Origin of the sequence: Entomomonas moraniae (assembly GCF_003991975.1) — a bacterium.
Taxonomy (GTDB): domain Bacteria; phylum Pseudomonadota; class Gammaproteobacteria; order Pseudomonadales; family Pseudomonadaceae; genus Entomomonas; species Entomomonas moraniae.
The window spans coordinates 1232768-1245509 of sequence record NZ_CP029822.1; the positions used below are offsets into that span (position 1 = coordinate 1232768).

Below are 12742 nucleotides of genomic sequence, written 5' to 3' on the forward strand. Positions count from 1 at the left end.
TTAGTCAGTATGAACTTTTTTAAATATCAAGATCAAGCAAAAAACCAAACATTTTGGCTAGTGGTACTTTTTTTTGCAGGATTAGTAATAATACCTTTTATAGGTGCCAAAATTATTACTTTTGCTCTGAACCTCATGATTTCTGAAAAAACAAGACCGAACAATCTTTTTGCTATAATATTAACTTCATTAATACTAATTACACTGCTCGTTTCTTTATACAAATATATTTCTTTACGTCAAGGGGGACGAGTAGTTGCCATCTCTCTAGGAGGCCGCTTAATTGATAAGAAAGCTGCTACGCTAAAAGAACGGCAATTATTGAATGTTGTGGAAGAAATGGCTATTGCTTCTAGCCTACCTGTTCCTCATGTTTATATTTTAGATGATGAACCTAATATCAATGCTTTTGCAGCTGGCTATACCATTAATGATGCGGTCATAGGCGTTACTTACGGATGTGTGGAGTTACTGACGCGTGATGAACTACAAGCAGTTATAGCGCATGAGTTTAGTCATATTTTAAATGGTGATATGCGGCTTAACTTACGCTTCACTTCCTTACTTTTCGGTTTTATTTTCGTCACTCAAGCAGGTTATACCCTTTTAGATTTAGCCACTGGTTTTAATGAAGGAGATACAGATAAATCCGTTAGTTATATCGTAGCCAATCAAGGAACACGTTATGGCTTATCAGGAGATAAGAAAAAAGGTGGTGGTTTCTCCATCCAGCTTCTTGTCATAGCAGTAGCTCTCTTACTCGCTGGCTTTATTGGCCAAGTGTGGGCTCGCATCATGCAAGCCGCGGTTAACCGACAACGCGAGTATTTAGCCGATGCATCCTCAGTACAATTTACCCGTCATGCCAAAGCACTTGCCTCTGCACTAAAAAAAATCGGTGGATCAGAGACTGGCACAACATTATATGCAGCCACCGCAGCTACTTATAATCATTTTTTCTTCAGTCAGGTAGATGAAAAGCTACTGGCCACCCACCCTCCTTTGAAAAAACGTATCCTACGTATAGAACCATGGTGGAGAGGAGAATTTATTAAACCCAATATTGAGAGGCTAGAGCAAGAGATCGCTTACAAGAACAATCCTGAACTAACTCAAACTCAAAAAACGTTCAAACAAAAAGACAAACAAATAGCAATGGCTATCGCCGTCGGGACGGCATTGACTCACAGTGAAGCATTGCCTTTTATCAAGCCTATCAGTCTACTCAATACCGATGTTTCTACACCTGAGCAAGCCATTGCAAAAATTGAATCAATTTGCCAAGAACCTATGGATGCTTGTTATTTAATGTTTGCCATTTTGATGGACAAAATTCCATCCATTCGAGCCAAACAATTCACAGTTATCAAAAACACTGATCTTGTGACAGACTATTATCAAACCCTATCGCTTATTCCAGAAGAGAGATACTTGGAGTTTATTGAGAAGGCCATTCCTTCTTTAAAAAACCTATCGGCAACACAATACAAGACATTTAAAAATATATTAATGCACTTTATTCAAGCAGACAAAACAATTTCTTTAAAAGAATGGTTACTCTACCAACTCATTACTCACCAAGTTGATGGGCAATTTAACCCCAAGGCTATTGCTCAAAATTCGCTTTACAACCATATAAGCCAAGTTAAAGAAGAAGCAACCAACATTATCACCATAGCGGCCTATCTTAATGAAAACATCATCGATCAGCAGCGTGCTTTTGAAGTAGCAGCAAATAGTATAGGATTAGATACTATAGAATTACCTGAAAAGCCCAGCTTTACAAAACTAAGCAGTAGTTTGGCTAAACTTCAATATGCCTCATTGGGTGTTCGTAAACTTATTTTACAAGGGATATTAAAAACCATTGAACATGACAATAAAATATCCACTAAAGAACATGCACTGCTTAGGGTGTTATCACTTTGTCTAGACTGCCCAATAGCTCTATAACTGTAAAACAATTATTTCAAGAAAAATTTAAAGGCTGTGACAGTCGCTATGCCCAAAAATGTCATGATGATACTGCCAATCACGTGACTAGCAACGGCCAAACTACCCCACATTATTTTGCCTTCATAAAAAAGCATTGAGACTTCACCAGAGAAACTAGAAAAAGTAGAAAGCCCCCCCAAGCATCCCGTTATAATAAATAAACGCCATTCTGCAGGAATGTGTGGATTACTCATAAAAACAACAAGAAAAATCCCTATCAAATAACTTGCTATTAAATTAGCAACTAATGTTCCTAAAGGGATTGTTGGAAATAATGAGTTAAGAGAAAGCCCTAGAACCCAACGTATAATGGAACCTAGCGCACCACCGATACCTACTAATAAAGCAAACTTTAACATAGACTAACCTTTCTTCCATAAAAAATGTCGCTTAACTAGCCAACTAGAAAGCACCATGATTGATTATTTTCTTCTAATGAGCCATTAAAATCTAAATAACATTTTATGCTAATAGTATATCAAGCATTCCTTTGCTGATCAGTATATTTCAATGACCTTCTTAGTATAACTAAACAGAGTATAACGTCTCAATCTTAAAAGCTATATGACGCCGTTAAAGCGATACCACCGCCCTCACGTTTTCCTGTATACCCTTGTAATTCAGTTTTTATAGAAAGGTTCTTCACTTGTTTAGGGCGATAATTCATTGCTAAGCTAGCAATTGCTGTTCCACCCTTAACCGAAGCTTTCTTGATACCAAAGGTTTCGTATGTTCTTCCACCTTGTTTACCATCAAACTCATTCTCAAAACCCAACCCAAGAGAAACAGAAACACTTTGACTGAGTTGTTGAGTTCCCTCCGCATTAAATCTTAATCGGTGTGAGTTTAATGAGTCGAAATGGATGTTATCACCTGCAATTGTTTTATTGGCATCAGGTGTTCTTGTCCATAGATATTTAACTGAAAGGTCTAAACGCTGACGTTCATTAATTTTATAAACATAGCCTGTTCCCAAATGAGCACTTTGATAACCACTCTTTATCGTATATCTTGCATACTCGCCAGATGCTATGTTTACAATATCACTGCTATTAAATTTATTTTTTAAACGACCAAACCGAAAACTCGCATCAGCATACAGGCCGTTTTCAAAAGAATAACGTCCCAACATTGCCATACCATAGTATTCGTTATGCCCCTTGCCATGGACTTTTCCTGTATAGAAGCTGTTATGGCTATCATAACTTCCCCAACCTTGCTCATAAGCAATCGCTGAGGAAAGATTATTATATTTATAAGCTAATCCAGCGGTTAACAAATGTTCATCGGCATTAATATGCGACCCACTGTTGTATCGAGAACTATCTGTTCTTATATCAACAAAAGGGGTAAAGCCATTTACAAATGCCGGATCACTAAGGAAACTACTTAAATTATAGGCAATATTATCGCCACCTCTTGTCACAAGCATAGCTGCTGCCAAACGACCCTCCATTAAAGCTTTTAATTGAGGATTAACAGAAACCACCGAACCAGCTCCAGCACTTGGTTGTACTGTTGTAACTATTTGATTACCAATAACTTCTGTTTTTACATTATAAAGTAACGATATTCCCTGCTGAACTTGGCTAATACCTGTATTAACACCTGTTCCACCAATGCCGAGAGAAACTTTTCCTGCATCGATACTCCCTGAGTTATCTTGAGCTAAAATAAACTTATCATTGACTTGTAAAATATTTCCAGAATTAACACCTACAACATTAACGTTAGATAATTTATAAGTTGTATTATCACCAGCCACATAGCTTGAATCGTTTGTTGCATTATTACCAAAACTAATATTATCAGCTGTCATTAAAGCTGTTGAACTATTCGCAAGAGAAGGCTCTAACTTAAAATTATAATTTTGAAAATTACCTACATTACCAACTGAAATAGGTTTATCTGCGTATACATTAAGCGTATTACCCGTAAACGCATCAAGGCTGGTTGGCGTGTAATTACTATTAAACCAACCACCGTAGAGATCGGTTTGATTAAAAGCAGGATCACCTTTAATCTCAACAGTATTATTTATCGCTTCTGCAAACTGTGCACCAACAGACCCACCATAGATAGCAGAAACATCGATACTACCGCCATTAATAAATACTTTATTTGCATTTGCACTTGATGTTGAATTATTACTTTGCCCTTCATGTTCAACTAATCCACCAGAGATAATGCCACTGCTATTGATGATATTTGCACCATTAAGAATCACTGTATTTTGATTAGCCGTTATTTCTGAAACAGATTGTTGACTTCCTGTTGCACTTCCTCCATAAATATCCCCACGGACTTCACCACCATTAACTTCGACAGTATTATTATCGACACTAACATACCCAGGTATCGTACTGTTTCCATACCCATACCCCCCTTTAACAGCACCATTGACTACCGCATCAGCATTTAGTTTAACGTGATTATCCGTGACCTGAATTGATGAGCCCCAGCCATCAGCACTACCACCAATAACCTCTACGCCTACGGTCCCACGATTAATGATCACCTGATTATTAATGACCATCCCAGAGGATGAGGAAAAGCGGCTTATTCCGCCATAAACGCTATTAGTAACATTCCCATTATTTATAGTAACAACATTATTTTGTACTTGAGAGTCATTATTACTATCCAAGCCACCGGCCACATAAGAAGGGTCTTGTTTAGCACCTAAAGTATAATCAATCGTTACCGATGAACCTGAAGGTGTCCATGCTGTTGTACTACCTGGAAAAAGAACTGCACTGGTCTCTGCGGGGGTTGCTGTACTCGGCAATAACCAACTAGGTGCCGTTTGTAAAGAGTCAGGAGAGGTATCGGAATAGATGATATTATCTCCCCATACAACCTGAACTTGAATAACACTGAGCAAACCACAAACAATATATCCCCAACTCGCATAGGAGGAAGTTTTTTTAGATCCATTTTTTTTCATGCTACAAAAACCCTGCAAATAAAATCATATTTCACTATTAATCATCATTTCGGCCTAACATTTGTTTAATCATTTAAACATAAGACTAAAGCATAAAATTATATATTTACTTATAATATATACTTTAGTAGTGCAAAGCAAACTGAAAATAAATTCCCTCTTAGTTACACAACTAAGAATACAATTTGAAATTGATTAACTATAAATAAACTTAGATAAAAGTTTTTATTTGAGGGTCAAAGTGCAATTTTTCTCAAACACACGTTAAATACTTGAGAAAAATAAAAGAGGGGGAACTAGCTAATTGCTTAGAACAAAACCAATTAAACAAATGTCTTTATTACTCATTATTATAAATAAACTAAAAACAATGATGCATGTATAGCGTTCTTGTATATAGTAATGCCTTAGATGAAATAAAAAGGTGATGAAGGTAAAATCTTTCGTAACAAAAAGCGCATAATTATTTTTATGCGCTTTTTATCAACTGCTATTTATCTAAGGTCTTTAATAACCCTTCAATATTGCTATCAACTTTGGCTCGAAGCTTCTGTCCAGGATGAAAAGTTACGACACGCCTTGCTGTAATAGCAACCTCCTCTCCTGTCCTTGGATTTCGTCCCGGACGTTCGCTCTTATTACGAAGCTCAAAGTTACCAAATCCTGATAACTTCACCATTGTATTATCAGCTAAAGCTCCTTTTATTTCCTCAAAAAAATCTTCAACCAACTCTTTCGCTTCTTGCTTTGGCAAACCAAGCTGATTAATTAGGGATTCAGCCATTTCGGCCTTTGTCAAAGTGCTCATATTTACTTCCTCAATGTAGCATTAAACTGCTCTTCTAATACAACAATGATAGCCTGAAAGAATATATTGATATCATCATCAGTTAATGTACGCTCTGGATGCCTCCAGCTAAGACGCACAGCAATACTTTTTTGATTGTCACCAATAGCACTTCCCTCATAAATATCAAATAATTGTATTTTTGTTAAATAATCTCCTGCGGCCGCTTTTATAGTCGATATAAATTTATCAGCTATAACTGATTTATCAATTAAGACGGATAAATCACGACTTACTTCTGGAAAACGAGATAACTCCTTAAATGCTGGTAAAATCCCCTGTTGGATTTTACCCAAAGACAACTCAAACAAATAAACAGGAACATCTATATCAAGTATTTTAGCTAGTTCTGGATGCAATGCCCCAACATAACCAACAGGAGTACCCTCGCGCATTATAGCGGCAGCTTGCCCAGGATGGAGCGCCGTATGCTGTGTTGGAGAGAATTGGTATTGCTCTAGCGAACCAACTAAACCTAATATTGCTTCAACATCCCCTTTTACATCATAAAAATCAACACGGTCTTTGGCATTAGCCCACCCTTGCGGTAAGCGAGTACCCATGATTAAGCCAGCAATCATACTTTCTTGTTTTAAATCAGCTAACTGCCCTTTAAAACTCAAACCACACTCAAAAATACGAACTCTATCTTGCTGTCTATTGATATTATACTGCAATGATTTAATAAGCCCTGGCCACAATGATACGCGCATAGCAGACATATCACTAGAAATAGGGTTTGCCAATAATAGCGGTTCTTGGTCTGGATTAAATAATTTAAATAGTTTAGGGTCAATAAAACTATAGGTAATATTTTCTTGATAGCCTCTTGCAACTAAAATATCGCGCAACGTCTTTTTATTAAGCTCTGCTTCCTGCTTATTAGCATGTGGAGCAAGACGTGCTTGAGGGTAACGTACAGGAAGATGGTTATAGCCATAAAGTCTTGCGATCTCTTCCACAAGGTCCTCTTCAATTGCAATATCATAGCGATAACTAGGAACAGTGACATCCCATATACCTGCCGACTTGACTTGTAACGTTAAGCCCAACGGCAATAATAATTGCTCAACTTCTTTATCAGAAAGTGCGATGCCTAAAATCTTATTAAGACGCTCAGCACGTAATACAATATGATTTATTGTAGGCAAATCTGACTTACTCACAACATCAACGACAGGTCCAGCACTACCTCCAACAATATCGAGCAATAACGCTGTCGCACGCTCCATCGCTAAGGGCGCTAGCTGCCAATCAACGCCCCTTTCAAAACGATGAGAAGCATCTGTATGTAACCCATAAGAACGAGCCTTACCAGCAACAGTTATCGTATTAAAAAAGGCAGCCTCTAATAACAAGTCTTTTGTTTTAGAGCTAATACCACTGTGCTCTCCTCCCATAACACCGGCGATTGCTAGCGGTTTGGCATGGTCGGTAATTAATAATGTATCACTGCGTAATGTTATTCCTTGTCCATTAAGCAAGGTCAATGTCTCATTTTCATGAGCCATTCTGACCACAAGGCCTTTATCAATTTCTTCAAGATCGAAGGCATGCATCGGTTGGCCTAACTCAATCATTACATAGTTAGTCACATCCACAACCGCATCAATACTACGAATCCCTGAGCGGCGCAATCTCTCTACCATCCACATGGGAGTTGGTTTGGAAACATCAACATCCTTAATCACTCGGCTAACATAGCGTGGACAATCTTTAGAACTTATGACATCAACACTTACTTTATCATCAGCTGTGGGTTGTACTTCATCTATTACTAACTCTTCCATAGGTTGCTTATAAAGAGCACCTACTTCTCGAGCGATACCACGTAGGGATAAGCAATCACCACGATTCGGGGTTAAATCAACCTCAACAACAATATCATTTAAATCTAAGTAATCTCGTAGATCTTTACCAACAGGCGAGTCACAAGGTAACTCCATCAGACCCGCATTATCATCACTTAAACCAAGCTCTTTCGCAGAGCAAAGCATTCCATTAGATTCGACACCACGTAATTTTGCCTTCTTAATAGAAAAATCACCTGGTAATTTTGCACCAATCATCGCAAAAGGAATTCTTATCCCTTGTCTTGCGTTAGGGGCACCACAAACAACTTGAAAGGTGTCAGAGCCATTACTGACCTGACAAACACGTAACTTATCTGCATCAGGATGCTGTTCTATCGCAACTATTTCCCCGACAACAACACCCGAAAAAGCTTCAGCAACAGGATCAACCCCATCAACTTCTAGGCCAGCCATCGATAAACGGGCAACTAATTCTTCTTGGGAAACCGTGGGATTTACTAAACTACGTAACCAATTTTCACTGAATTTCATACTGTTCTCCTCTATTTAATATTAATAGCTTATTAACGAAATTGGGATAAAAATCGCAAATCGTTATCAAAGAACAGACGTAAATCATTAACACCATAACGCAACATCGCTAAGCGCTCGGCCCCCATACCAAAAGCAAAACCTGAATATACTTCAGGATCAACACCCGACATACGTAATACATTCGGATGAACCATTCCACACCCCATTACCTCTAGCCAACCTGTTTGCTTACAAACACGACAACCTTTCCCGCTACACATTACACACTGAATATCTACTTCTGCAGAAGGTTCAGTGAAAGGGAAAAAAGAAGGCCTAAAACGAACTTCAAATTGTTTTTCAAAGAAAACACGCAAAAATTCTTCGATTGTTCCTTTTAAATCAGCAAAGCTAATATCTGTATCAACTAATAAGCCTTCGACTTGATGAAACATTGGCGAGTGTGTCATATCTGAGTCACAGCGATAAACACGCCCAGGACACACCACACGGATAGGTGGCCTTTTAGCTTCCATCGTACGTACTTGAACAGGTGATGTATGGGTACGCAACAGCATATTAGCGTTAAAGTAAAAGGTATCATGCATAGCACGGGCAGGATGATGCCCTGGAATATTTAATGCCTCAAAGTTATGATAATCATCTTCAACTTCGGGACCTTCCTCTACGCTGTAACCAATATTAGTAAAAAAACTCTCAATTCTTTCTAAAGTACGAGTAATTGGGTGGATACTACCAGAAATTTGGCCACGACCGGGCAATGTAACATCGATCTGTTCTGCTTCTAGTTTTTTATTAAGTTTTTCTTGCTCTAAAACACTCTTACAATTATTTAATGCGGCCTGAACCTTTTCTTTAGCCTCATTAATTAAAGCACCCACCTTAGGACGCTCTTCTGGAGATAAGTTCCCCAATAATTTCATTACTTGTGTTAACTCACCTTTTTTACCTAAATACTGCACGCGTAATTGTTCTAACTCATTAATATCATTTGCCGCAGTTATCAACTGCAAAGCTTTAACAACTAACTCATCCAGATTTTCCATCCACAAGCCCCAAATACATAATTAAAATAAAGAATACGAAATTATACACTTTTCCTTTTTACGAGCATACTATTAGATAAAATTAACATATTTAAGGTTTTGTTGCATCACTAATTAATGCCTTCCTCCTCATAGACAGGAGAAGTAGCCAAAACAAAAAGGCTATCGGATGAGCACGTTAAAACCTATTTCGAGTAGTTTTATCATTGGACAATAATACGAATGGTAACAGATTTTTTTAACCAGAAACCATAGCTAGCAACATTTAGAATTAGATATGCTTAACGTAAAGTCTAACCAACGAATTAACACAAATAAAGCGCATATAATCGACTTATAAATCACATAATAAAGACTAAAGAATGACGAATCAGGGAAAAGGAGTGATATTTAAGTAACACTAACTTGATTTCAAAAAAATAAAGCCATCACACAAGGTGATAGCTTTATCACTAACTAAGAGAAACTACTTAATCGTTAAGGCTACTAATTTGCCACCATTGCCAAAAACATACATCATATTATCAACAACTATTGGTTGTACACGCAAACCACCACTGCCTATCTTACGTCGAGCAACAAAATGCCCATCCGCTTGACTCATTAAGTGTAAGTATCCTTCAAAATCTCCAACAGCCACATAGTTATAGAAAGCTGCTGGGCCTGATAATTGGCGACGTAATAATTGATTATTTGACCACAACTCTGTCGAGTTACGCTCTTCAATTGCTTGAACGGTTCCATCTGCTAAAGTAAGGAACAAGGTATTTGAATGTAGAGATAGCCCAGTATAACTTGAAGCAGGTCTTTGCCATAAAATACGACCAGAGTTTGAGTCTACTGCGGCTAATTGCCCCTGATAAGTAACAACGTATAAGATATTATTAGATACTAATAATTTACTGTTTATATCTACCATACGCTCTAATTCTGAACGACCTTTAGGGATTGCAATGACTTGCCCCCATAAAGGAATACCTTTCTTTACATCAAGTGCGATAATTTGGCCTGTTGAAAGCCCGAAAATAGCTGTATTTTGAGTAATAACAGGAGTACTTGTGCCCCTTAATGTCAAAATAGCAGGTGAGTTATCATACCGCCATAGCTGTGTACCCGTTACAATATCAAAGGCAAATAAGCTATCTGCCCCTGTTTGTAAAACTACCTCACTTCCGTTAGTAACCGGAGGAGCCAATACATCACTATTGACTTGGGCAGTCCATCTCACATCACCAGAACTACTTTCAAGTGCGATAATTTCGCCTTTCATGGTACCTAATAAAACCACACCATATTCAACAGTAACACCGCCTGACACAGGTTTTTTTAACTTCTTTTTCCACTGAACTTTACCCGTAAAACGATCCATGGCAATCACTAAACCATCTGCATCAGCGGCATAGATCATATTACCATCAATCGCAGGAGTTAATCGATTATAGAGATCCCCCTGCCCATCCCCTATTGAGCGTGACCAAGCGACACTCAGCTCAATCTCGGGATTAAACTTTACTAATTCAGCGGGAGGTAGCTCTTTTGAACCACTACTGCACCCTACGACTAATAATGCAACAGAAAAAATAACCAGTATTTTACGCCACATTATTTAATATCCTCTTGTGCAAGATTGTTTAGTTTAAGCTTAATAATCAATTGATTACCTAATTTATCTGCTTCTGCGGCTGCCAAGGCTGCCCTATAAGCTTCACGAGCTTGATCTATTTTGCTCTGTTTTAAAAGCACATCACCTTTTAACTCTTCACGAGTTGTAACAAACTCTTTTTCCACAGGAGCTTGTAATAAAGCAAAAGCTTCATCTAGTTTATTCTGAGCTAACAACACGCGTACCAAACGCTCTCTAGACAACTCACCTAACGCTGCATCCGCAGGCTTATCTAATACCGCTTTTAATGCTTTAGCAGCATCATCTAATTTATTCTGACTAACCGCTAATTTAGCTAAATAAAATTTTGCATATTGTGCATAATAGCTATCAGGATTAGCTTTTTGTAGTTGGTCTGCGATTGAAATAACGTCTGCTTCATTCACTTTATCCAGTGGCTGAGACATAGCAAAGATCAATAACTGATAGTTCTGAGCTTCTTTTACTTTATTTGCAATTTGGTGGTTTTCCCAAAACTTCCATACCGAGACAATAGCAATAGCTAATAAAACACCAATAAAAATAGGTTTACCGTATGAGTTCCAAAAACTTTTTAACTCTTCTATTTCTTCATTTTCAATGCGTGTAGTCACTACCGATAACTCCTATTTACTTTAATAACTGTTTTAGATGGCTTGCGATATCTGCCCAGTCTACTAGTTGTTGGGGCGTATCATCTCTTAATGGCTTACAAACTAACTTTTGTTGCGACAATTCATTTTCACCCAAAATAAGTGCATAACGAGCGCAACTATTGTCTGCTTTTTTAAGTTGATTTTTAAAATTGCCACCGCCTGTATTAACCTGTAATTTTAACTGTGGAAATTGGTCTCGTATCTGCTCAGACAATTTAAGTGCTAACGCATCAGTACCTTCACCTACCGCCACAAAATAACAATCTAACTGATTTAGCGCTGTGGGTATTTTACCTAGTTCTTTCAATAAAAGAATAAGTCTTTCTACACCCATGGCAAAACCAACGCCAAAAGTAGGCTTACCCCCTATTTGCTCAAATAATCCATCATAACGCCCACCACCACATACGGTACCTTGGGCGCCTAATGCTGTAGTTGTCCACTCAAAAACTGTTTTATTATAATAATCCAAACCACGAACTAAGTTCGTATTAAGGACATATGGAATACCCAATGTATCAAGACGCATGAGTAAACCTTTAAAATGCTCAGATGAATCTTCATCAATAAAGTCGGTAAACTTAGGCGCATTGACTAAAATAGTCTTTGTTGATTCAATTTTTGTATCAAGTATTCTCAATGGGTTTGTAGATAAACGAGATTGACTATCTTTATCTAACTGATCTTTATAAGTTGTTAAATAATCAACCAATGCGGCTTTGTAGTTATTACGTGCTTCTAAGCTACCCAAACTATTTAACTCTAAAGTAACAGCACTTTCAATGCCTAGTAATTTCCATAGTCGCCACGTTAAAGCGATCAACTCTGCATCAATATCTGGACCCGCTAAATTAAATACCTCTACCCCTATTTGATGAAATTGCCGGTAGCGCCCTTTTTGGGGGCGCTCACGGCGAAACATTGGACCATAATACCAAAGTTTTTGTACACGTCCAGCATGGGTTAAACCATGCTCAATCATCGATCTAACAACCGCCGCTGTATTTTCTGGGCGAAGCGCATAAGATTTACCGTCTTCCTTATCCAACGTATACATTTCTTTTTCTACAATATCCGTCACTTCACCTATAGAGCGCTTAAATAGCCCTGTATACTCCATAATAGGTGTACGGATTTGTTTGTACCCATAACTGGCTAATAGATCAGTTACGGTCTCTTCAAAATACTGCCAAACAGGCGTTTGCTCTGGCAATATATCATTCATTCCTGTAATAGCTTGTAATGCTTCTACCATCAAAAT

Annotated in this window: 9 protein-coding genes; 1 reads left to right on the forward strand and 8 read right to left on the reverse strand. The window is 37.9% G+C overall.

All coding sequences use genetic code 11. From position 1 onward, the window contains the following. The first annotated feature begins 9 nt into the window (after positions 1-9). Entirely contained in the window at positions 10-1953 is a 1944-nt protein-coding gene (locus DM558_RS05770; protein WP_127162592.1) for a M48 family metallopeptidase, read from the forward strand. An 11-nt stretch (positions 1954-1964) separates the two neighbouring features. Here the strand turns inward: DM558_RS05770 and crcB are convergent, their stop codons facing one another. The 8 genes from crcB to hisS form a co-directional block, all read right to left on the reverse strand. Further along, positions 1965-2354 carry a fluoride efflux transporter CrcB gene (gene crcB / locus DM558_RS05775; RefSeq protein ID WP_127162594.1) on the reverse strand — a complete coding sequence of 130 codons (390 nt, stop codon included), beginning with the start codon at positions 2352-2354 and terminating at the stop codon, positions 1965-1967. A 194-nt stretch (positions 2355-2548) separates the two neighbouring features. Continuing rightward, a complete protein-coding gene (locus tag DM558_RS05780) occupies positions 2549-4942 on the reverse strand; it encodes an autotransporter outer membrane beta-barrel domain-containing protein (protein WP_127162596.1) in 2394 nt (797 codons plus the stop codon). A gap of 490 nt (positions 4943-5432) precedes the next feature. After that, positions 5433-5750 (reverse strand): integration host factor subunit alpha, encoded by a 318-nt coding sequence (locus DM558_RS05785; protein ID WP_127162598.1) that lies wholly within the window; start codon positions 5748-5750, stop codon positions 5433-5435. Between the two features lie 2 nt (positions 5751-5752). Next, the gene (gene pheT / locus DM558_RS05790; RefSeq protein WP_127162599.1) at positions 5753-8134 is read right to left on the reverse strand and encodes a phenylalanine--tRNA ligase subunit beta; all 2382 of its coding nucleotides are present in this window, start codon (positions 8132-8134) and stop codon (positions 5753-5755) included. Positions 8135-8166: 32 nt separating this feature from the next. Beyond that, the gene (pheS, locus tag DM558_RS05795; protein WP_127162601.1) at positions 8167-9183 is read right to left on the reverse strand and encodes a phenylalanine--tRNA ligase subunit alpha; all 1017 of its coding nucleotides are present in this window, start codon (positions 9181-9183) and stop codon (positions 8167-8169) included. A gap of 466 nt (positions 9184-9649) precedes the next feature. Next, on the reverse strand, positions 9650-10786 hold the full coding sequence (gene bamB, locus DM558_RS05800; protein WP_127162603.1) for an outer membrane protein assembly factor BamB: 1137 nt from the start codon (positions 10784-10786) through the stop codon (positions 9650-9652). Then, positions 10786-11439, reverse strand: coding sequence for a YfgM family protein (locus DM558_RS05805; RefSeq protein WP_127162605.1), 654 nt, complete (start codon positions 11437-11439; stop codon positions 10786-10788). The genes bamB and DM558_RS05805 overlap by 1 nt, the downstream gene beginning before the upstream one ends. Before the next feature lie 16 nt (positions 11440-11455). After that, positions 11456-12736 (reverse strand): histidine--tRNA ligase, encoded by a 1281-nt coding sequence (gene hisS / locus DM558_RS05810; protein ID WP_127162607.1) that lies wholly within the window; start codon positions 12734-12736, stop codon positions 11456-11458. Between the last annotated feature and the right edge of the window lie 6 nt (positions 12737-12742).

Coding starts and splice junctions, on each gene's coding strand:
- crcB (WP_127162594.1), bottom strand. CDS start 2,354: ATGTTAAAGTTTGCTTTATTAGTAGGTATCGGTGGTGCGCTAGGTTCC.
- pheT (WP_127162599.1), bottom strand. CDS start 8,134: ATGAAATTCAGTGAAAATTGGTTACGTAGTTTAGTAAATCCCACGGTT.
- DM558_RS05770 (WP_127162592.1), top strand. CDS start 10: ATGAACTTTTTTAAATATCAAGATCAAGCAAAAAACCAAACATTTTGG.
- pheS (WP_127162601.1), bottom strand. CDS start 9,183: ATGGAAAATCTGGATGAGTTAGTTGTTAAAGCTTTGCAGTTGATAACT.
- hisS (WP_127162607.1), bottom strand. CDS start 12,736: ATGGTAGAAGCATTACAAGCTATTACAGGAATGAATGATATATTGCCA.
- DM558_RS05785 (WP_127162598.1), bottom strand. CDS start 5,750: ATGAGCACTTTGACAAAGGCCGAAATGGCTGAATCCCTAATTAATCAG.
- DM558_RS05780 (WP_127162596.1), bottom strand. CDS start 4,942: ATGAAAAAAAATGGATCTAAAAAAACTTCCTCCTATGCGAGTTGGGGA.
- bamB (WP_127162603.1), bottom strand. CDS start 10,786: ATGTGGCGTAAAATACTGGTTATTTTTTCTGTTGCATTATTAGTCGTA.